Annotated in this window: 18 protein-coding genes; 10 read left to right on the forward strand and 8 right to left on the reverse strand. The window is 66.7% G+C overall.

Translation table 11 applies throughout. The annotated features are described in order from the left end of the window. Positions 1-34 precede the first annotated feature (34 nt). Entirely contained in the window at positions 35-991 is a 957-nt protein-coding gene (locus ACX9OT_RS11045; RefSeq protein WP_459002073.1) for an HlyD family secretion protein, read from the reverse strand. 483 nt (positions 992-1,474) lie between these two features. Here ACX9OT_RS11045 and ACX9OT_RS11050 point away from each other — a divergent pair, with 483 nt between their 5' ends. The 7 genes from ACX9OT_RS11050 (at position 1,475) to ACX9OT_RS11080 (ending at position 7,402) form a co-directional block, all read left to right on the forward strand. Continuing rightward, the gene (locus ACX9OT_RS11050; protein ID WP_412703771.1) at positions 1,475-2,461 is read left to right on the forward strand and encodes a PhoH family protein; all 987 of its coding nucleotides are present in this window, start codon (positions 1,475-1,477) and stop codon (positions 2,459-2,461) included. Continuing rightward, a complete protein-coding gene (gene ybeY, locus ACX9OT_RS11055) occupies positions 2,458-2,943 on the forward strand; it encodes an rRNA maturation RNase YbeY (protein ID WP_049399905.1) in 486 nt (161 codons plus the stop codon). The genes ACX9OT_RS11050 and ybeY overlap by 4 nt, the downstream gene beginning before the upstream one ends. A 41-nt stretch (positions 2,944-2,984) precedes the next feature. Further along, positions 2,985-3,593: a hypothetical protein gene (locus tag ACX9OT_RS11060; protein ID WP_189719770.1), complete on the forward strand. Its 609-nt coding sequence runs from the start codon at positions 2,985-2,987 to the stop codon at positions 3,591-3,593. Continuing rightward, positions 3,593-4,180: a hypothetical protein gene (locus ACX9OT_RS11065; RefSeq protein ID WP_189719771.1), complete on the forward strand. Its 588-nt coding sequence runs from the start codon at positions 3,593-3,595 to the stop codon at positions 4,178-4,180. Before ACX9OT_RS11060 ends, ACX9OT_RS11065 begins: the two co-directional genes overlap by 1 nt. A 64-nt stretch (positions 4,181-4,244) precedes the next feature. Then, positions 4,245-5,126, forward strand: coding sequence for a CorC family transporter (locus tag ACX9OT_RS11070; protein ID WP_005408827.1), 882 nt, complete (start codon positions 4,245-4,247; stop codon positions 5,124-5,126). Further along, complete coding sequence (locus ACX9OT_RS11075; protein ID WP_459002077.1) at positions 5,123-6,373, forward strand: lipoprotein N-acyltransferase Lnb domain-containing protein; 1,251 nt, start codon at positions 5,123-5,125, stop codon at positions 6,371-6,373. Before ACX9OT_RS11070 ends, ACX9OT_RS11075 begins: the two co-directional genes overlap by 4 nt. Positions 6,374-6,379: 6 nt before the next feature. Further along, positions 6,380-7,402: a magnesium and cobalt transport protein CorA gene (locus ACX9OT_RS11080; protein ID WP_012510579.1), complete on the forward strand. Its 1,023-nt coding sequence runs from the start codon at positions 6,380-6,382 to the stop codon at positions 7,400-7,402. Positions 7,403-7,542: 140 nt separating this feature from the next. Here the strand turns inward: ACX9OT_RS11080 and ACX9OT_RS11085 are convergent, their stop codons facing one another. The 4 genes from ACX9OT_RS11085 to ACX9OT_RS11100 all read right to left on the reverse strand — a co-directional run bounded on the left by ACX9OT_RS11085 (position 7,543) and on the right by ACX9OT_RS11100 (position 11,895). After that, positions 7,543-8,907: an NAD-dependent succinate-semialdehyde dehydrogenase gene (locus ACX9OT_RS11085; protein ID WP_107432494.1), complete on the reverse strand. Its 1,365-nt coding sequence runs from the start codon at positions 8,905-8,907 to the stop codon at positions 7,543-7,545. An 83-nt stretch (positions 8,908-8,990) separates the two neighbouring features. Then, complete coding sequence (locus ACX9OT_RS11090; RefSeq protein ID WP_008267688.1) at positions 8,991-9,833, reverse strand: ABC transporter permease subunit; 843 nt, start codon at positions 9,831-9,833, stop codon at positions 8,991-8,993. Further along, the gene (locus ACX9OT_RS11095) at positions 9,830-10,762 is read right to left on the reverse strand and encodes an ABC transporter permease subunit (protein ID WP_071228403.1); all 933 of its coding nucleotides are present in this window, start codon (positions 10,760-10,762) and stop codon (positions 9,830-9,832) included. Before ACX9OT_RS11095 ends, ACX9OT_RS11090 begins: the two co-directional genes overlap by 4 nt. After that, a complete protein-coding gene (locus tag ACX9OT_RS11100) occupies positions 10,759-11,895 on the reverse strand; it encodes an ABC transporter ATP-binding protein (protein WP_071228404.1) in 1,137 nt (378 codons plus the stop codon). The genes ACX9OT_RS11095 and ACX9OT_RS11100 overlap by 4 nt, the downstream gene beginning before the upstream one ends. Positions 11,896-12,168: 273 nt before the next feature. Here ACX9OT_RS11100 and ACX9OT_RS11105 point away from each other — a divergent pair, with 273 nt between their 5' ends. Continuing rightward, positions 12,169-13,569, forward strand: a complete 1,401-nt coding sequence (locus ACX9OT_RS11105) for a flavin-containing monooxygenase (protein WP_459002081.1) — start codon at positions 12,169-12,171, stop codon at positions 13,567-13,569. 39 nt (positions 13,570-13,608) lie between these two features. Here ACX9OT_RS11105 and ACX9OT_RS11110 read toward each other — a convergent pair whose 3' ends face one another. The 3 genes from ACX9OT_RS11110 to ACX9OT_RS11120 form a co-directional block, all read right to left on the reverse strand. Next, the gene (locus ACX9OT_RS11110; protein WP_459002083.1) at positions 13,609-14,718 is read right to left on the reverse strand and encodes a polyamine ABC transporter substrate-binding protein; all 1,110 of its coding nucleotides are present in this window, start codon (positions 14,716-14,718) and stop codon (positions 13,609-13,611) included. Between the two features lie 91 nt (positions 14,719-14,809). Continuing rightward, complete coding sequence (locus tag ACX9OT_RS11115) at positions 14,810-16,207, reverse strand: glutamine synthetase family protein (protein ID WP_111204402.1); 1,398 nt, start codon at positions 16,205-16,207, stop codon at positions 14,810-14,812. Next, positions 16,204-16,965, reverse strand: a complete 762-nt coding sequence (locus ACX9OT_RS11120; RefSeq protein ID WP_189719776.1) for a gamma-glutamyl-gamma-aminobutyrate hydrolase family protein — start codon at positions 16,963-16,965, stop codon at positions 16,204-16,206. Before ACX9OT_RS11120 ends, ACX9OT_RS11115 begins: the two co-directional genes overlap by 4 nt. Positions 16,966-17,126: 161 nt before the next feature. Here ACX9OT_RS11120 and ACX9OT_RS11125 point away from each other — a divergent pair, with 161 nt between their 5' ends. After that, entirely contained in the window at positions 17,127-18,404 is a 1,278-nt protein-coding gene (locus ACX9OT_RS11125; protein WP_459002085.1) for an NAD(P)/FAD-dependent oxidoreductase, read from the forward strand. A gap of 49 nt (positions 18,405-18,453) precedes the next feature. Beyond that, on the forward strand, positions 18,454-20,058 hold the full coding sequence (locus ACX9OT_RS11130) for an MASE1 domain-containing protein (protein ID WP_459002087.1): 1,605 nt from the start codon (positions 18,454-18,456) through the stop codon (positions 20,056-20,058). Positions 20,059-20,230: the final 172 nt, after the last annotated feature.

Genomic DNA, 20,230 nt, shown 5'->3' on the forward strand with positions numbered 1-20,230 from the left:
CCGCGTGCGTGGACCGCGATGTCCTCGCCGGTGTTCAGAAGCGCACCTGCACCGGCAGCCCGGCCGGAAGCTTCTGCATGTCGGCGGCCACATCCACTTCAATCTCGGCCAGATAGCTCAGCCGTTCGACGTCATCGCCGGTCAGTGCGTAGTACGGCGTGAACGATGGTTCGCTACGGATCGCACGTACATGCCCCTTCAGCACGGTGTTGCCGCCTTCCAGCTGTATCTGCGCGGCCTGGCCGACCTTCACCTGCAGACGCAGCGGTTGCGGCAGGTAGACGCGCGCATAGGGGCGCTCGCCGACCAGCATCACTGCCAGCGGCGCACCGATCGGTGCCTGGTCACCCTGCCGGTAGGGCAATGCATCGACTACCCCGTCGCGCGGTGCACGCAACTGCAGCTTCTGCAGGTTCACGCTCTGTACCACCTGCTGTGCCCGTGCGGCATCGGCGGCCGCCTGGCCCTGGGCGATATCCTGCACACGGCTGCCGTGCACCCGCTCCAGCCAGGCCTGTTCGGCGGCACGCACGCTGGCCTCGGCATTGCCGGCGGCGGCACGTGCGCGATCCAGTTCGGCGGCGGCGATCAGGCGCTGCTGCGCCAACGGCTGGACCCGTCGGTAATAGGCACTTGCTTCGGCAGCCTGTGCGCGCAACGCGGCCAGTTGTGCCTGGGCCTGAGCGATCTGCTCCTGGCGTGGGCCGATCTGCAGTTCTTCCAGCTGCGCCTGCGCACGCGCCGTATCAGCCTGCGCTGCGGCGAACTGCGCGTCTCCCCGCGCCGGGTCCAGCTGCATCAGCACGGTCCCGGCCTTGACCTGCTGGCCCTCGCGCACCTCCACCGTGGCGATCACTTCGGCCGCCGGTGCCGGCACCGTGATCCGGTCCCACTCCAGCGTGCCCAGCGCAGTCGGCGTTGACTGCCCACACCCCACCAGCAGGCCGATGCCCGCCAGTCCGATTCCACGCATCCCGTTGCCGATGCCCATGCCATCCCCTCCTGCGACGGCGACACGGTGCCATGTGCCCCGTGCACCCTCAATGATTCCAATCAGCCCTGACGGTTTTTTCACCACGCGTGGGCAAGCCTTTTGCTGCAAGGCTCCGCACCACCTATCCACAGGTTGATTCGGCATCATTCCACAACTGTTGTGGAAATCCGGCAGGACCCGGCGCTGTTGCTCGCCCGGCAACGAAACCTGCACCGTCATCACGATGAATGCCCCCCGCGCAGGCCACCCGTGGCAGTGCTGCCGTAGCGACCGGCGACCATGACGCTTTTTTCACCAGGATCTCATGGGCCTTGTGGCACAAGCATTGCGAAGGTCTATCCACAGGTTTCCGCGTGCCCCGTCCACACCGGGTGTGGAAAACGCTGTATCGACCGTCTGCTGGCCGTGTGCCCCGCACGCGCGCTACCCTTGTCCTCCCTGAATACACTGCGGTGGAAGGCGTCCGCCCCACCCCAAGCAATGAAAAGCATCGAGCATCGAGACTTCACCCTGTCGCCGGAAGACAACGAGCGACTGGCCAACCTGTGCGGCCCCTTCGACGGGCACCTGCGCCAGATCGAGCTGAAGCTCGGCGTGGAGATCGCAAATCGTGGCTTCGTGTTCCGCATCAGCGGCCCCAACGAAGCCATCGTCGAGGCGCAGAAGCTGGTTGAAGCGCTGTACGCCGAAGCCGGCGAAACGACCTTCGACAACCATGCCATCCACCTGCGCCTGGCGCAGGCCAATGTCGAGCAGATCGCCGAGCGCTCCTACGAAGCGCAGGAGGTTGCGATCAAGGTCAAGCGCGGCACGGTGCGCGGCCGCGGCGCCAACCAGGGCCGTTACCTGCACCAGATCGCCACCCACGACATCAACTTCGGCATCGGCCCGGCCGGTACCGGCAAGACTTTCCTGGCCGTGGCCAGCGCGGTCGAAGCACTGAATGAATCGCGGGTGCAGCGCCTGATCCTGGTGCGCCCGGCGGTGGAGGCCGGCGAGAAACTGGGCTTCCTGCCCGGCGACCTGAGCCAGAAGGTCGATCCCTACCTGCGACCGCTGTACGACGCCCTGTACGAGATGATGGGCGTGGAAAAGGTGGTCAAGCTGCTGGAGAAGAACGTCATCGAGATCGCGCCGCTGGCCTACATGCGCGGCCGCACGCTCAACGATGCGTTCGTGATCCTGGACGAAGCACAGAACACCACCATCGAGCAGATGAAGATGTTCCTGACCCGCCTGGGCTACGGTTCCACTGCGGTGGTCACCGGTGACCTGACCCAGACCGACCTGCCCAAGCACGTGAAGTCCGGCCTGCGCGACGCCATCGACGTGCTGCGTGAGGTCGAGGGCGTCAGCTTCACCTTCTTCGAATCCCGTGACGTGGTCCGCCACCCGCTGGTCGCGCGCATCGTGAGCGCGTACGACCGCCGCGACCTGCATCAGATCCAACCTGGAGCAACTCCATGACCCGTGGTCCCGTGCGATTGGACGTCGCCGTCAGCTATGCCCTGCCGCGCGCCGGCCTGCCGGCGGCAGTGAGCTTCCGCAAGTGGGTGGCCGCCGCGTTGAAGGGCCGCATCCGCGAGGCCGATCTGGCCATCCGCGTGGTCGATGCCAAGGAAGGACAGTCACTGAACCGCCATTACCGCGGCAAGGACTACGCCACCAACGTGCTCAGCTTCCCGGCCGAAGTGCCCGAAGGCCTGCCCAAGGGCGTCAAATTCCCGCTGCTGGGTGACCTGGTGATCTGTGCTCCGGTCGTGGCACGGGAGGCCGACGAACAGAGCAAGGCGCTCAATGCCCATTACGCGCATCTGACCGTGCACGGCGTGCTGCACCTGCTCGGCTGGGACCACGAGGACGACAAGGAAGCCGAGGCGATGGAGCAGCTGGAGCGGGAAATCCTGGCCGAGCTGGGCATCGACGATCCATACGCGGGCGAGCGCTGAGCGGGCCACCGCCCGTCGCCAGGAACACGAGAGGAACAAGGATGACCTCGGGAAACAGCTCAATGATGTTTGTGATCGGCGCCACCTTGTTCGCCATGCTGCTGGTGCTGGGCGCGTATGCCGTGCGCCGCATCAGCGCCCACGAACCCAGCGGCAGGCACTGGCTGCCGCGCAGCCTGGCCCTGCTCTCGCCCGTGTGCCTGCTGGCCGGGCTGGCGATCGGCATGATCGGCCCGCACCTCAGCGGACGGTTGGAACCGGCCCATCTCCCCGGTCTGCTTGAAACGTCGATGGTGCTGACGCTGGTGGGTGCACTGACCCTTCCGCTCCTGTGGCGGATGATCGTGCACCGCCGCCTGGGCCGCCCCGTGAACTCACTCCCGTTCTTCCACGCCAGCCGTACCTCGCTGCTGGTGCTGTTCGTGCTGGCTGTGATCTACATGAAAGTGGCCAGGACCACGGCAGCGGAACTGATGCCCTGGCTGACCAGCCCGGGCCTGTGGCCGGCGGTGGCGCGCATCGCGGGGCAATCGATGCAGGTCGCCATGCTTGCGGTCGTGCTGACCCTCTCACTGATGGTCGTGCGGCGGGCGATGACCGGTTTCCTGCGCCTTCTCACCGGGCTGTTCCGGCGCTCGCCGGGGCTATGATGGCGGCCCTTCGCCTGCGGAAACCGACCGTGTCACTGCGCTGCTGCCTGCCCCTGCTCTGTGCCCTCGCCGCTCCCGCCGCCTTCGCCACCAGCCTGGACCTGCCGGCCCTGATCGAATGCCGCCAGGGCGTGGCCGAGCAGGCCGCGCTGGCGCCGCTGCTGGCCGATCCGCTGAAGGCCGTGGCCCAGGGCCTGCAGCCGCTGCCGCAGGGCAACCAGTTCATGAGCGAGTTCCGGCTGGCCGGCCCGATCACCGTCTTCGGCCAACAGACCGAGCGGGTGGCGGTGGCCGGCGCCAGCATCATGGCGGTGCTCGACCAGGCCGACCCACGCCCGCTGGCCAAACGGCTGGGATTGGAGACCGGCTACGACCAGGACGGCAAGTTCATGGCCGGTCGCGAACTGGTCAGCCGCGACGTGACCGACCCGAAGACCGGCGAGGCCCAGATCGAGTCGATCATCCTCAGCGTCTCCACCGTGGCCTCCCACCCCGGCAAGACCCTGGCCGGCTGCACCTACAGCCTGGACCTGCCCGAGGAGGAGCCGGCCCCGGCCGCCCCAACCCCGGCCACCGGCAGTCACTGACAGGCCGTCACATCCTGCTAGACTTGGGTCAACGCCCGGCCTGCCGGGTGCCTTTTTTCCAGAGATGTCAGAAGACGACAGTAGTAGCTCCCCTGCGGAGCACAGTGAAAAGAAGCGCGGCTGGCTTGAACGCCTGACCTCCGCCTTCTCCGGCGAACCCCATACCCGCGACGAGCTGGTCGCTGTCCTGCACACTGCGCAGGAAGAGGGTCTGATCGCCGCCGATACCCTGAAGATGATGGAAGGCGCCATTTCGGTGGCCGAGCTGACCGTGGGCGACGTGATGATTTCGCGCTCGCAGATGGTCTCGCTGCCGGTTGAAGCGCCCTTCCTGGAACTGATGAAGCAGGTGGTCGAATCCGGCCATTCGCGCTTCCCGGTACACGGCGAGAACAAGGACGACATCCTTGGCATCCTGTTGGCAAAGGACCTGCTGCGCGGCGTGGTTGCCGACAACGGCCCGGCCAACGTGCGCGAGCTGCTGCGCCCGGCGGTGCTGATCCCGGAAGCGAAGAAGCTCAACGTGCTGCTGAAGGAATTCCGCCTGTCGCGCAACCACATGGCCATCGTGGTCGACGAGTACGGCGGTGTCGCCGGCCTGGTCACCATCGAGGACGTGCTGGAACAGATCGTCGGCGAGATCGACGATGAGCATGACGAGGCTGAAGATCCCTCGGCGCAGATCGCCATCCAGTCCGACGGCCAGTACGTGGTCGACGCGCTGACCCCGATCGGCGACTTCAACGAGCGCTTCGGCGCGACGTTCTCCGACGAGGACTACGACACCATCGGCGGCCTGGTCACCGAGGCCGTGGGCCATCTGCCGGAAGTCGGTGACGAGCTGGCGCTGGATCGCTTCATGTTCCGCGTGGCCCGCGCCGATGCGCGCCGGGTACAGGCCTTCCACGTGACCGTGCTGCCGCCGGACGCGCAGGACGACGCTTGAAGCGCCGCGGCCTGATCCTCATGGTGTGGCTGGCACTGTGCGTGCTGGCCATGGCCCTGCCGCTGGCCGCCTTCGCGCAGCCGGTGGCAGCCACACCTGCCGTACCCGCGACCAACGCTGAAGCCCCTGCCCCGCGCATCGGCGTGGTGACCATGCAGCCGGGCACCGTGTTCTTCGAACGCTTCGGCCACGACGCCATCGTCGTGGTCGATCCGGTCAGCGGCGAGGCAACCTCGTACAACTTCGGCTACTTCGATCCGTCCGAGGACGATTTCATCAGCCGCTTCGCACGCGGCGACATGATGTATTACCTGGTGGCGCTGCCGCTGCAGCAGGACCTGTCCTACTACGACGAGACCGGCCGTGGCGCCAGCGTGCAGTGGCTGGACCTGCGCCCGGACCAGGCGCGTGCGCTGGCCGCCGACCTGGCCGAGCGGGCCAAGCCGGAAAACGCGCGCTACCACTACGATTACTACACCGCCAATTGCGCCACGATGGTGCGCGACACGGTGGACAAGGCATTGGGTGGCGGCCTGCAGTCGCAGCTGTCGGGGCGCTCGCGCGGCAACACCTACCGCAGTGAATCGGTCCGCCTGGCGTCGCCGGCACCGTGGATGTGGCTGGGCTTCGATGTCGGCCTTGGGCCATTTGCCGACCAGCCGCTGTCGCGCTGGCAGGAAGCCTTCGTGCCGATGCGCCTGGCCGATGCGCTGCGCCAGGCACGCAACAGCGATGGCCGTCCGCTGGTGCAGTCCGAACAGGAACTGCTGCCGCATCGTATCGATCCGGAGCCGAAGGAATTCGCGCGCCGCTGGTGGCCGTGGCTGCTGCTCGGGCTGATCGTGGCCGGCGGCGTGCTGGCGCTGCGCAACCGCCCGCGCCTGCTGGCCGGGCTGGCCCTGCCGTTCTGGCTGCTGTGCGCCCTGTTTGGTGGCGTGCTGGTGTTCCTGTGGGGCTTCAGCATCCACTACGCCGCGTGGGCCAATCGCAACCTGCTGTTGCTTTCGCCGCTGGCCGTGCTGCTGTTGCCGGGTGCAATCGCCCTGCTGCGTCGTCGCGTGCCGGGCCGCATGTTCAGGATCGTGCTGTGGCTGCTGCCGGTACAGGCGGTGGCCGCGCTGGTACTGCACTGGCTGAGCCTGCAGGCACAGTACAACGTGCAGTGGATCGTGCTGCTGCTGCCCGTCCACGTCGCGCTGGCATGGGTGCTGGGGCGTACTCCTCACTTGTCCAAAACACAGCCCTGACGCACGATGGCGGGCATGTCATTGCCCGCCTCTGCTGCCGCGCCCGCCTCGGCCAACCCCGCCTGCGTCATCAACTGCGTCCACTACGATGACGAGGGCAAACGCCACGACATCACCCTGGACGCCATCAGCGATGTCATTGCCAGTGGCAACGGCTTCGTCTGGGTCGGCCTGTACGACCCCAATGATGATGTGCTGTTGAAACTGCAGGAAGAGTTCTGCCTGCACGACCTGGCCATCGAGGATGCGCGCAACGCGCACCAGCGGCCCAAGGTCGAGACCTACGGCAATTCCATGTTCGTGGTGGTGACCACCGCGCAGATGGTCGACGAGCGCATCCAGTACGGCGAAACCCATGCCTTCCTCGGCCCGCGCTTCCTGGTGACGGTACGCCATGGCGCTTCGCTGTCCTATGCCCCGGTGCGTGCGCGGGTGGAACGCGAGCCGCAGCTGCTGAAGATGGGCCCGTCGTACTGCCTGTACGCGGTGACCGACTTCGTGGTCGACAACTACCTGCCCATCGTGCACCGCTTCCGCGACACCCTGGAGCTGCTGGAGAAGGACATCTTCGCCGACACCTACAAGCGCAGCACGGTGGTGCGACTGTACGAGCTCAAGCGCGAGCTGAACAAGATGCGGATGGCGGTGGCGCCGCTGCAGGACGTGCTGGCGCAGCTGCGCCGCTACCAGGGCGAGCTGATCCCCGACGAAGTGAAGCTGTACATCCGCGACGTCCACGACCACGCAGTACGCATCAGCGATGTGATCGACACCCTGCGTGAGATGCTGGGCACCGCGCTGAGCGTGAACCTGTCGCTGGTGACGCTGGCGCAGGGCGAGACGGTCAAGCGCCTGGGCGCATGGGCCGCACTGCTGGCGGCGCCGACGCTGATCACCAGCTGGTACGGCATGAACTTCAGCCACATGCCTGAGCTGAGCGAGCCGTGGTCGTACCCGCTGATGATCGTGGGCGTGGGCGGTGTGTGCGTGGGGCTGTACCGGTTGTTCAAGCGCGCGAAGTGGTTGTAGGGCGTATCGACCAACGGTCGATACCCACCAAACCGGTAGGCCACGACCGTGGGTCGTGGCGCATGACCCGCTTCTGGTAGTGCCGGCCGCTGGCCGGCAACCAGGCAATGCCGGCCAGCGGCCGGCACTACCGTTCGGCATCAAGCCACGTAGACGGTCTTGATGTTCATGAACTCATGGATGCCGTGGTCGGCCAGCTCCCGGCCGAAACCGGACTGTTTGCTGCCGCCGAACGGCAACCGCGCGTCGCTCTTGACGATGGCGTTGACGAACGCTGCACCACACTCCATGCGCTGCGCGAAACGTTCGCCGCGCACTGGATCGCGCGTCCACACGCTGCCGCCCAGGCCGAAGCGGGTGTCGTTGGCCACGCGCAGTGCCTCGGCCTCATCCTTGACCCGGATCACCGCGGCCACCGGCCCGAACAGCTCCTCGTCGTAGGCCGGCATGCCCGGGCCGACCTGATCGAGCACGGTGGCCGGATAGCCGGCATGTGTACCCGCAATCGGCTCACCACCCAGCAGTACCCGCGCCCCCTTGGCCACGCTGGCCTGCACCTGCTTGTGCAGTTCGTCACGCAGATCGGCGCGGGCCATCGGCGCCAGCGTGGTACCGCGCTCGTCCGGATCACCGTACTGGCGCTCGCCCGCGGCTTCCACGAAGCGCCGGGTGAACTCATCGGCCACCGCCTCGACCACGATGAAGCGCTTGGCCGCGATGCAGGTCTGCCCGCTGTTGTCGAAGCGCGACTTCACCGCCGCCGCCACGGTCTTGTCGAGGTCGGCATCGTCGAGCACCACGAAGGCATCGCTGCCACCCAGCTCCATCACCGACTTCTTCAGCTGGCTGCCCGCGTTGGACGCGATCGAGCGCCCTGCCCGCTCGCTGCCGGTCAGTGTCACCGCCTTCACCCGTGCGTCGCGCAGCACCTCAGCCGCCTGGTCGTTGTCGATGTGCAGTACATCGAACACGCCGTCAGGCAGGCCACCGTCACGGCATACCGCCAGGATCAGGTCGGCGCACTGCGGCACGTTGCTGGCGTGTTTGAGCAGGGCCACGTTGCCTGCCATGAACGCCGGGGCGAGGAAACGGAACACCTGCCAGATCGGGAAATTCCACGGCATCACCGCGAACACGCAGCCGATCGGCTCGTAGCGCACATAGCTGCGCTGGGCTTCGGTGTCGATCAGCTGCGGCTTGAGATAATCAGCTGCGTGGTCGGCGTAGAACTCGCAGGCCGCCGCGCACTTGTCGACCTCGGCCAGCGCTTCGGCCTTGAGCTTGCCCATCTCATGGGTCATCGCCTGCTGCAGATCGTCACGGCGCGCACGCAGTTGGCCAGCGATCTGCTTGAGGATCGCCCCCCGCTCCTGCAACGAGTGATCAGCCCAGCCGGGGAATGCATCGGCGGCGGCCTGCAGGCGCTGCTCGACGTCGGCAGCACCCATCAGTTCATGGCGGTAGGTCACCTGGCCGGTGGCCGGATCGACAATCTCGACGGTCATGGGGGATCTCCATCTGGAAGATCCCCATTGTGCGCGGTTGCCCGTGAGCCGGATGTTGCCGGATCAGCCGGCAGGCCGCCGGCTCAGCCGTTGTCCTGCCGTGCCAGCTGCAGGTCGCGCTGGCGCCGTTTCTCGGCGCGGGCATTGATGTACCAGCCGATCACCGCGGCGATCGACACCGCCGACACCAGCAGCGTGGCCAATGCGTTGATCTTCGGGCTGATGCCCATGCGCACCGAGGCGAACACCTTCATCGGCAGCGTAGTCGAGCCCGGCGTGGCCACGAAGCTGGCCACCACCACGTCATCCAGCGACAGGGTGAACGCCAGCAGCCAGCCCGCCACCAGCGCCGGCGCGATGATCGGCAGGGTGATGCGGCCGAACACGGTCAGCCGGCTGGCGCCCAGGTCCATCGCCGCTTCTTCCAGCGACAGGTCCATTTCCTGCAACCGCGAGGACACCACCACGGTGACGAAGCACAGGGTGAAGGTGACGTGCGCGATCCAGATGGTGGTCAGGCCGCGCGCCGGGAAGCCGGGAATCGCGCCCATCGAGGCCAGCAGCGCCATCAGCGAGAAGCCCAGGATCACATCCGGCATCACCAGCGGCGCGGTGACCAGCGCGCCGAACAGCGGCTTGCCGCGGAAGCGCTTGAAGCGGGTCATCACCATCGCCGCCAGCGTGCCCAGCACGGTGGCGGTACAGGCGGTCCAGAACGCCACCACCAGGCTGGTCCACATCGCATCCATCAGCGCGCGGTCGGCGAACAGGTCGCTGTAAGCACGGGTGGAGAACCCGGCCCAGACCATCGCCAGCCGCGAGCTGTTGAACGAATAGAACATCAACAGCAGGATCGGCAGGTACAGGAAGGCGAAGCCGAGCAGCAGCACGCCCAGCCCCAGGCCCTTGGCGGAACGCGGGCTCATGCCTGCTTCCCTTCCAGCAGGCGCTGCTGGGAACGGTTGAACAGCAGGATCGGCACCAGCAGCAGCAGGATCATCGCCACCGCCATCGCCGAGGCGCCCGGCCAGTTGCGGTTGTTGAAGAACTCGTTCCACAGCTGGCGGCCGACCATCAGCGTCTCCGAGCCACCCAGCATTTCCGGGATCACGAATTCACCCACCGCCGGGATCATCACCAGCATGCAGCCGGCGATGATGCCCGCCTTCGACAGCGGCAGGGTGATGCGCAGGAACGCCTGCCACGGCTTGGCACCGAGGTCGTAGGCCGCTTCCAGCAGGCGGTGGTCATGCTTGACCAGGTTGGCGTACAGCGGCAGCACCATGAACGGCAGGTAGCAGTAGACGATGCCGATATAAGCGGCAGTCGGGGTGTCGATCAGCTGCAGTTTCGGCAGCCCCATCGACGTCATCAGCGTCTGCAGGCCGGTGAACTGCAGGAACTGGTCGAGCAGGCCGTTGCGGTCCAGGATCGCCTTCCACGCATACACGCGGATCAGGAACGAGGTCCATGACGGCAGCACCACCAGCATCATCGCCACGTTGCGTGCGGCCGGCGACAGGCGCGCGATGGCATAGGCCATCGGATAGCCGATCAGCAGGGTGAGGAAGGTGGAGATCGCCGCGATCTTGATCGAGCTGAGGAACGCCTGCGCATAGATCGAATCACGGAACAGCGCGAGGTAGTTCTCCAGGTTCAGCTTCAGCGAGAAGCCGCCGTCCGCGTACTGCAGCAGCCAGGTATACGGCGGCGAGCCGACCCGGCTGAGCGAGAAGCTGATCATCAGCACGATCAGGAACGGCACTGCGAAGAACAGCAGCAGCCACAGGTACGGAATGCCGATCACCGTGGCACGCAGCCCCGGCAGCCAGCGCTTCAGGCCGCTGACGCTCATGAGGTCAGCACCACGCCGTCGTTGTCGCGCCAGTGCACCCACACACTGTCGCCCCAGGTCAGGCCGTCACTGGCCCAGCGCTGCGAGTTGGCGAAGTTGGCCAGTACCTTGGCACCGCTGGGCAGGCGCACGTGGTACACCGAGTGGCTGCCGAAGTAGGCAATGTCCTCGATCACGCCCTGCGCCTTGTTGGTGTGCCCTTCCGGCTCGTCCTTGCCGATCATCACCTTCTCCGGGCGCAGCGCGAACGCGACCGGCTGCCCTTCATAGCCGGTGATGCCATGGGCGATGTAGATCGGCGCCGGGAACAGCGGCGAGCGCACGGTCACGTACTCGGGAAGGTCCTCGTCGATCACCCCGTCGAACAGGTTGACCGAACCGATGAACTCGGCGACGAAGCGGTTGGCCGGCTGCTCGTAGACCTCGTCCGGCTTGCCGACCTGCTGGATCCAGCCGGCATCCATCACCGCGATGCGGGTGGCCATGGTCATCGCTTCTTCCTGATCGTGGGTGACCATCACGCAGGTCACACCCGACGATTCGATGATGCTGACCAGTTCCAGCTGCATCTGCGAGCGCAGTTTCTTGTCCAGCGCGCCCATCGGCTCGTCCAGCAACAGCAGCTTCGGCCCTTTGGCCAGCGACCGCGCCAGCGCCACGCGCTGCTGCTGGCCGCCGGACAGCTGATGCGGCTTGCGCTTGCCCAGGTGCCCCATCTGCACCAGGTCCAGCATCTCGCCAACGCGCTTGCTGATCGCGTCCTTTGCCATCCCGTCCTGCTTGAGGCCGAAGGCGATGTTCTGCTCGACCGTCATGTGCGGGAACAGGGCGTAGGACTGGAACATCATATTGACCGGCCGCTGATACGGCGGCAGCGCGTCCAGGCGCTGGCCGTCGAGGGTGATGCTGCCCTTGGTGGGCGTCTCGAAGCCACCCAGACAGCGCAGCAGGGTCGATTTGCCACTGCCCGAGCCACCGAGCAGGGCAAAGATTTCGCCCTTGCGCACGTCCAGATTGACGTCGTCAACGGCGACGAAACCGTCGAATTCCTTGCGCAGGTCACGAATGGAGAGATAGCCGGGCGCACCGGTCGTGTCGACGACGGTGGCTACCGGCTGGGCTTCAACGGGCATGGGGGCTCCGGGAGCGGGCGGTGGACAGCGGCCGCCATTCTAACGGCCGGGGGGCCCAGGGGATATGACGGCGGCAGGCGGAAGCGGCCGCTGGCCGGCTCCGGGGGCCCTGGGAGTGTCGGTTTTCCCCCGCCATGGTGGCCTGCCCGCGCAAAGGCCCGGGCTCCCCTGGACGACCCTGCGGCCGTCCCGGCCAGACACCACAGGCGACGCCTCGATCTGCAACGTTTTTCAGAACCGGATCTGTTGAAGGCCCGGGGCATTCCCCGCGCAATGGCCCGGATCAAGCCCCTGCATGGACCCATCCTGGTGACTTCCCCGGACAGCCCCTCCCCTTTCCCGCCCCGCCTGCCGGGCTCCCTGCCTGCAACGCTGCCGCTGGTCATCATCGGCGCCGGCCAGGCCGGGCTGTCCATCAGCGCGCTCCTGCAGGAAGCCGGCGTCGAGCATCGCGTGCTGGAGGCCGAAACCGTGGGCGCCAGCTGGCAGCGGCGCTGGGATTCGTTCCAGACCAACACCGCCAACGCGACGATGGCCCTGCACGGCCATGCCTATGCAGGTGACGACCCGGAAGGTTTCATGGGGGCCCCGGAGGTGATCCGGCGGCTGCGCGACTATGCCGACGAACGTTCGTTGCCGATCAGCGAAGGTTGTGCGGTTCAGCGGGTCACGCCCGAATTGGGCGGCTATGCCATCGAAACCAGCCACGGATTGATCCGGGCTGGGGCGGTTGTGGTCGCCACCGGCGAGTACCGCCGCGCGCGGATGCCCCGGGTCCCGTTCGCGCCCGCGCGGGGTCTGACGGTGCTGCACTCCGGCGACTACCGCAACCCCCGCCAGCTGCCCGACGGCGGCGTGCTGGTCATCGGTGGCGGCCAGTCCGGCGCGCAGATCGCCCAGGACCTGCGCGACAGCGGTCGCAGCGTGCACTGGTCACTGGCCCAGCGGCATTCGCATACCCGCCGGCTGCGCGGCAAGGACTCGATGACCTGGTGGGACATGGCCGGGCGTATCCACCAGCATGTGAGTGAAGCGGCCGCCGTCCTGGCCGGAGAACCGGATGCGCTGCGCAAGGCCCGTACCGCCGAATTCCCGCTGATTTCCGGCAAGGGGCGTGCCGGCCTGGGCAGCTCGATCAGCCTGCTGGCGATGCACCGCGCGGGCATCAGGCTGCTGGGCCGGTTGCAGGGCTTCGATGGAAATGTCGCCCGCTTCGCCGATGTACGCCCGCAGCTGCGCACCGCGATCGAAGCGACACGGACCGAATATGCCTATCTCGATTCGCTGGCCAGCGCGTACTACGCCACGCGGCCCGAACCGCGCACCGACGATGCCCGCTACATTCCCGAAGAGGTCTATCTGCACTGGGAGCCGGACGCCGCCCCGCGTGAACTGGATCTGCAGGCCGCAGGCATCCGCTCGGTGGTGCTGGCCACCGGCTTCGTCGCCGAATGGCCCTGGCTCGACGTTCAGGGCGTGCTGGACGCACATGGCTACCCCCTCGGCGAGTTCGGTGTTTCTCCGCGGCCGGGGCTGTTCTTCATCGGCATGCACAACCTGCAGCGGATGAGTTCGTCGTTCCTGTGCAACGGCGGTCGCGATGCACGTGACCTGTTGCCGGCGATCCTGCGGCACCTTGACCAGGGCGGCGGTACCGCGCCCGACCAAGGATGAAGCAATCCGCCGGGCATGGCCCGGCGGCGCCAGACCGGCTTAACGGCCGGTCTTCACCTCGGTCCACAGCCGGGTGTAGAGCTTGTCGGTTTCCGGCGTGTTGATCGAATAGGTGAACATCTTGTCGGCCACGTCGGCCGGCGGGTAGATGGTCGGGTCGGTACGGATCGCCTCATCCACCAGCGGGGTCGCGGTCGGCACCGGGTTGGCGTAGTGGATGAAGTTGGTGTTGGCCGCGGCAACCTTCGGCTGCAGCAGGTAGTTGATGAACGCGTACGCGGCTTCCGGATGCTTGGCATCCTTCGGGATCGCCAGCATGTCGAACCACTGCGGGGCGCCTTCCTTCGGGATCGAGTAGGCCACGTGCACGCCATTGCTGGCTTCCTCGGCGCGGTCGCGGGCCTGGATGATGTCACCCGACCAGCCCACCACCAGGCAGGTACCGCCGTTGGCCAGCGAACCCACGTACTGCGAGGAGTGGAAGTTCTGCACGTACGGGCGGATCGACTTCAGCAGGTCGGCCGCCTTCTGCAGCTCGGCCGGGTCGCCGCTGTGCGGGTCCAGGCCCAGGTAATGCAGCGCGATCGGGATCATGTCCGCCGGCGTGTCCAGGATGGTCACGCCGCAGTCCTTCATCTTGCTGATGTTCTCCGGCTTGAACACCAGGTCCCAGCTGTTGGCGATCTCGGTGCTGCCGCCGAAGCGCTGCTTCAGCATCTCCACGTTGTAGCCGATGCCGGTGGTGCCGATCATGTACGGCACGCCGTACTGGTTGCCCGGGTCCTGGGTGGCGATGCGCTTCATCACCGCCGGATCGAGATTGGCCAGGTTCGGGATCTTGCTCTTGTCCAGCGGCAGGAACACACCGGCCTGGATCTGGCGACCGAAGAAGTTCAGGGTCGGCACCACCACGTCGTAGCCGCTGTTGCCGGCCAGCAGCTTGGTCTCGACCATCTCATCGCTGTCGAACACATCGTAGGTCACCTTGATGCCGCTCTCCTTCTCGAAGGTCGGGATGGTGTCCTCGGCGATGTAATCGCTGTAGTTGTAGACGTTCAGGACCTGGCTGTCCTGCGCGCCGCCATTGCCACCGCCACAGGCGGCGAGCATGGCGGAGGCCAGGCCGAGCGTGAGGATACGCAGCTTCATCGGGTGCTCCAGAATGCGGAAAGGGGGGCCGGCGGGGCCGGCGACGGGTGCCAGCCTACCCCCCGGCGGCGGATTTTTCTATTCCAGATGCTCAGACGTTCAGCAGCAGGAACTCGCGCTCCCACGAGCTGATGACGCGGAAGAAGGTCTCATATTCCTTGCGCTTGACCGAGATGTAGGCGCGGCAGAAGCGCTCGCCCAGCAGCGCCTGCAGCTCGCTGCACTGCTCCAGCCCGTCCAGCGCTTCGCCCAGCGAGCGCGGCAGGTTGTAGCCCAGTTCCTTGGCGCTGCCGGTCACCGGCGCATCCGGTGCCAACCGCTCGCGGATGCCCAGCAGGCCGCAGGCCAGGGTCGCCGCCATCGCCAGGTAGGGGTTGGCGTCGGAACCGGCGAAGCGGCTCTCCACGCGCATGTTCTCCGGCGTGTCCAGCGGCACGCGCAGGCCACAGGTGCGGTTGTCGAAGCCCCAGTGCACGTTGCTCGGCGAGACTTCGCCGAACACCAGCCGGCGGTAGGAATTCACGTTCGGCGCGAAGAACGCCATCGCCTGCGGCGCGTACTTCTGCAGGCCGCCCAGGTAGTGGCCGAACACCGGGCTGAACTCGCCTTCGGCATCGGTATCGCCAGCGAACACATTGCTGCCGTCGCTCACCCGCACCAGGCTCTGGTGGATGTGCATGGCACTGCCCGGCTCGTTCTCCATCGGCTTGGCCAGGAAGGTGGCATACACGCCGTGGCGCATCGCCGCCTCGCGCATGGTGCGCTTGAACAGGAACACCTGGTCGGCCAGGTCCATCGCATCGGCATGGGTGAAGTTGACCTCCAGCTGCGCGGCGCCGGATTCGTGGATCAGCGTGTCCACGTCCAGCTTCATCGCATCGGCGTAGTCGTACATCAGGTCGAGGATCGGGTCGAATTCGTTGACCGCATCGATCGAGTACGACTGCCGCGCGGTTTCCGGACGCCCGGAGCGGCCGGCCGGTGGCAGCAGCGGGAAGTCCGGGTCGGTGTTCTTCTGCACCAGGAAGAACTCCAGCTCCGGCGCCACCACCGGGCGCAGGCCCAGCTCGGCGTAGGCCGCCAGCACGCGGCGCAGTACGTTGCGTGGTGCCAGCTCGTGCGGCTCACCGCTCTTGGTGTAGCAATCGTGGATGACCTGCGCGGTGGCATCGGCCGCCCACGGCACCATCCGCACCGTATCCGGATCGGGGCGCAGCATCATGTCCGAGTCCGACGGCGAGGTCAGCTCGTAGTAGTCATCGGGAAACTCGCCGGTGACGGTGGTGGCGAAGATGCCTTCGGGCAGCCGCGTACCGTAGTCATGCGAGAACTTGTCGGCGGGAATGATCTTGCCGCGCGCGTTGCCGGTGATGTCCGGCACCAGGCACTCGACCTCGGTGATGCGCCGCTCCTTCAGCCAACGCAGCAGACTGCTTTCCTGCGGTGCGGGGGGCGTAGCCGTCTTGCGCGGGCGCGTTCGGGAACTCATCGGGAATCCAGTCGGTTCTGTTGGTGCTGCCGGCAAGCTTGGCCGAACGCACGGAAAATAGCGTGATAGAACGGCGAATCCATGACACGCCACTCCGGGTGCCACTGTACGCCGAGCACGAAATCATGGTGCAGGCTGCGTGCCGCCTCGACCAGGCCATCATCGGCCACGGCTTCGACCTGCAGCCCCTGCGCCAGGTGAGCGATACCCTGCCCGTGTACCGAATTGACCTGCGTCCGGTCACTGCCGCTCCACCGCGCCAACCAGCCATCAGCGGCCAGGGTGACCGTGTGGGCCGGCCCGTACTGCACCTCCACCGGCGCCTGCGGGTCTTCGCGGTGGTCGGCCAGGCCAGGCACCGCATGCACCTGCGGATGCAGGCTGCCACCCAGCGCGACGTTCAGTTCCTGGAAGCCGCGGCAGATCGCCAGCACCGGCAGGTCCAACGCCAGCGCTTCGCGCAGCAGCGCAAAGGCGTTGGCATCCCGGGCCGGGTCGTGCGGATTGCCTGGCCAGCTGCGGCCGCCCTCGTAGTGCTGCGGTTCGATGTTGCTGACCGCGCCGGTCAACAGCAGGCCATCGAGCCCCTGCAGCCAGTGGCCAGCCGGCAAGGGCGGCTGCAGGCTCGGCAGTACCACCGGGGTCACTTCGGCGGCCTCGGCCAGCGCGCGCACGTACTTCTCGCCGGCCACCGCAAAGCGGTGATGGCCGAGCACGGTGCTGTCGGTGGGCAGGCCCACCCAGGGCAGGCGGCGCATGGGAAAACTCCTTGGCGTGCCGACACGTTACCCGTCGCCCGGCGAACGCGGCAAGTCGTCGCCGTCACACCATGGCCGTCACGCATCGGCGAAACTAAGCGCGTGAACGCTGATCGCCCTCCCCCGCTCCGCCCGTCCGTACTGCGCCCGCAAGGCCTGCGATGAGCGCCGCCTTCCCGCCCAGTTGGTACGCCGCCAGCTTGCCCGAGCCGCCCGCACTTCCCTCGCTGCAGGGGAATGTGCAGGCCGATGTCGCAGTGCTTGGCGCCGGCTACACCGGCCTGACCGCAGCACTGGAACTGGCTACGCGTGGCCAGCGCGTGGTGGTGCTGGAAGCCCAGCGGATCGGTTGGGGCGCGTCCGGCCGCAACGGTGGCCAGGCGCTGGTCGGCTATGGCTGCGAGGTGGACGAGCTGGAGCGCCAGCTCGGCCGCGACGACGCGCGCCACCTGTTCGACTGGTCACGTGACGCGGTTGGGGCAATGCGCACGCGCATCGATCGCCACGGCATCGACTGCCATTGGGTGGAAGGCCATGCCAGCGTCGCCATCCGCGAACGGCATGAGCGTGAATTACTGACCAACTGCGAGCACCTGCAGCGCCACTACGACTACCCGATGCAATGGTGGGACCGTGATGCCCTGCGCGCGCAGCTGGACAGCCCGCGCTACCGCGCCGCGATGTTCGACCCGCTCAGCGCCCATCTGCATCCGCTGGCCTATGCACGCGGCCTGGCCGATGCGGCGCGCGCCGCCGGCGTGGTGATCCACGAGAACTCCGCGGTGACCCGCGTGCAGCGGGGACCACAGCCTTCCCTGCATACCGCTCAGGGCAGCTTGCGCGCTGCGCATCTGGTGGTGGCCGGCAACGCCTGGCTGCAGGGCCTGCTGCCCGAGCTGGAACGGCGGATCATGCCGGTCGGCACCTATATCGGCGCCAGCGAACCGCTGGGTGCTGAACGCGCCCGGGCGCTGATCGGCAACAACATGGCCGTGGCCGACACCGCATGGGCTCTGGACTACTTCCGCCTCAGCCACGACCACCGCCTGCTGTTCGGCGGCCGCGCCAGCTACTCGGCCCTGCCCCCACCCGGCCTGCGCGGGGTGATGCAGCGGCGCATGCACCAGGTGTTCCCACAGCTGGCCGACGTGGCACTGGACCAGGTCTGGGGTGGTTATGTGGACATTACCCGCAACCGCGCCCCGCATTGGGGCCGGCTGGACGGCAACCTGTACTTCGCGCAGGGGTTCTCCGGCCATGGGGTAGCCGCCGCCGGGCTGGCCGGCGAGGTGATCGCCGCCGCCATTGCCGGCCAGAGCGAGCGTCTGGACGTGTTCCAGCGCCTGCGGCATGCGCCCTTCCCCGGTGGCCGGCTGCTGCGCACGCCGCTGCTGGTGGCAGCGATGTCGTGGTACAAGCTGCGGGATGCGTTGTGGTAGCGGGGCCTTCCCCGCCACATAATCGGCGCAGGAGCTGGGGAGCACGTGGATGCAGTGGTGGAAAGACGGCCTGCTGGTGAGGATACGGGTCAGCCCCGAAGGGCTGGCGCTGGCGCTGCTCTATGCCCTCGCCTGCTGGGGTGCGCGCAAGCTGTCACTGGATCAGTTCTTCCTGCCTGCCGGCGTGCGGGTGGCCGCATTGCTGTTGTGCCCGCCCCGTCTTTGGCCCTACCTGCTGATTGGTGAGTACGCCTACTTCGCGCATCTGCGCATCCCCCTGATCAGCAAATACAACCTGACCTGGGTGATCCTGGCCTCGGTGTTCCTGATGCCCGCCGTGATGCTGATCGTGCGCCTGCACCGGAAGCTGCTTGCGCGCACCACGATTCTCGGCGTGATATCCATTGCGGTATGCGCCGCGACGGTCATCAGCCTGCTCAACCTGGGAATCTCGTACCTGCTCTGGGAACCGTTGCATAACGCGACATTTCTCACCAACGTGTTGCGCTATGCGCTGGGCGACTTCACCGGCATCCTGATCCTGGCACCTCTGGCACTGCTGTGGATCCGCCGCGCCGAGGAACAATGGACGATCCGGTCTGTTGCGGCCACCGTCGGAGCCCTCGGAGCCATGCTGGTCATTGGCCTGCAGGCGACGCCGGTACCTCCCTCGATCACCGCCCCTGGCTCGCTGCAGTTGTTGTTGATCCTGCCTATTCCCGCGATCGCCCTGACCTGCCTGCTGGGATGGCGCGGTGCGGCCATCGGTGTCGCCGCCGTGAACATGATTCTTGGCCTCAGCACCCCCGCCGACCATCCGACGGCATTCGACCCGGCTACCTTCGCTACCCAGCAGGCCATGGCCATCGCCAGCATCGCCCTGCTGTTGCTGGGCGCGCGCATCACCCACTTCCAGAACCAGCACCGGTTGCGCGAGGAAGATGGCAGAGCGGCCCTGCAGCTTGCGCGGAATTCACATCTGGCCAGCGAGATGGACCTCCGTGAGCGCGCGGCCCATCTGCGCCAGCTGGGCGATGGCATGGACCTGTCGCTGAACGAAATGGTGAACTGGCTGCATGCACAGGGCCATCACGCTGTCGCAGACAGCCTGCGGCATACCTCGGAGGTGCATTCACGCCTGTTCCGGGCCCAGGCCAGCATGATCTATCCCGCCGCCCTGGAACGGCTGGGCTTGTACGTGGCCTTGCAGGCGGGTGGAGTGCGTGAGGCTTGGGGCAATACCCACCGGATCAATCAACCCTGGTTGATGGGCGATCCCTGCGCCCTCAGCCCTGGCTTGCAGTTGGCAGCCTATCGCTCGATCGTCGAGGCAGTGTCCATCCTGCTTGGCAACGAATCCGGTCAACTCACCGTGCGAGCGCGCTGTGGCCGCCTTGGCCGACAGCAAGGAATCTTGCTCGTTGCAGCCATGCTCGATCCACGCCGACGCCTTTCGCAGGCGACGATGATCATGGCCACTGACCAGTTAGCCGGCCGCGTGCTCGCATATCGCGGCACGATTCAATGCCAAGGCAATCGCGTCCGGATCTGCCTCATCGAAGCGGTAAGCGCTCCCCAGACCGGGGCCTACCCGGTTCGTGAAGCCGGTCGGGACAACCCGCTCGACCCGATTGGCCCACCCTCACGGATCTGATACCCAAATCAGAAAACTGCGACGGACTTCACAGCCGCTTGGTGACATCCAATGGCGGCGTGTTCACGGCTGGCGAAAGACCGCCTGACGCCTCCGCCGCCTACGAGATTGCGCCCATCGGCATCAACAGATACTGTCGGGCCTGAAGGATACATTCAGTGTCGCCAGGACT

It is taken from the genome of Stenotrophomonas genospecies 3 (assembly GCF_054473855.1).

Coding starts and splice junctions, on each gene's coding strand:
- ACX9OT_RS11115 (WP_111204402.1), bottom strand. CDS start 16,207: ATGAGTTCCCGAACGCGCCCGCGCAAGACGGCTACGCCCCCCGCACCG.
- ybeY (WP_049399905.1), top strand. CDS start 2,458: ATGACCCGTGGTCCCGTGCGATTGGACGTCGCCGTCAGCTATGCCCTG.
- ACX9OT_RS11050 (WP_412703771.1), top strand. CDS start 1,475: ATGAAAAGCATCGAGCATCGAGACTTCACCCTGTCGCCGGAAGACAAC.
- ACX9OT_RS11125 (WP_459002085.1), top strand. CDS start 17,127: ATGAGCGCCGCCTTCCCGCCCAGTTGGTACGCCGCCAGCTTGCCCGAG.
- ACX9OT_RS11085 (WP_107432494.1), bottom strand. CDS start 8,907: ATGACCGTCGAGATTGTCGATCCGGCCACCGGCCAGGTGACCTACCGC.
- ACX9OT_RS11100 (WP_071228404.1), bottom strand. CDS start 11,895: ATGCCCGTTGAAGCCCAGCCGGTAGCCACCGTCGTCGACACGACCGGT.
- ACX9OT_RS11120 (WP_189719776.1), bottom strand. CDS start 16,965: ATGCGCCGCCTGCCCTGGGTGGGCCTGCCCACCGACAGCACCGTGCTC.
- ACX9OT_RS11060 (WP_189719770.1), top strand. CDS start 2,985: ATGACCTCGGGAAACAGCTCAATGATGTTTGTGATCGGCGCCACCTTG.
- ACX9OT_RS11090 (WP_008267688.1), bottom strand. CDS start 9,833: ATGAGCCCGCGTTCCGCCAAGGGCCTGGGGCTGGGCGTGCTGCTGCTC.
- ACX9OT_RS11065 (WP_189719771.1), top strand. CDS start 3,593: ATGGCGGCCCTTCGCCTGCGGAAACCGACCGTGTCACTGCGCTGCTGC.
- ACX9OT_RS11080 (WP_012510579.1), top strand. CDS start 6,380: ATGGCGGGCATGTCATTGCCCGCCTCTGCTGCCGCGCCCGCCTCGGCC.
- ACX9OT_RS11045 (WP_459002073.1), bottom strand. CDS start 991: ATGGGCATCGGCAACGGGATGCGTGGAATCGGACTGGCGGGCATCGGC.
- ACX9OT_RS11105 (WP_459002081.1), top strand. CDS start 12,169: ATGGCCCGGATCAAGCCCCTGCATGGACCCATCCTGGTGACTTCCCCG.
- ACX9OT_RS11070 (WP_005408827.1), top strand. CDS start 4,245: ATGTCAGAAGACGACAGTAGTAGCTCCCCTGCGGAGCACAGTGAAAAG.
- ACX9OT_RS11130 (WP_459002087.1), top strand. CDS start 18,454: ATGCAGTGGTGGAAAGACGGCCTGCTGGTGAGGATACGGGTCAGCCCC.
- ACX9OT_RS11110 (WP_459002083.1), bottom strand. CDS start 14,718: ATGAAGCTGCGTATCCTCACGCTCGGCCTGGCCTCCGCCATGCTCGCC.
- ACX9OT_RS11095 (WP_071228403.1), bottom strand. CDS start 10,762: ATGAGCGTCAGCGGCCTGAAGCGCTGGCTGCCGGGGCTGCGTGCCACG.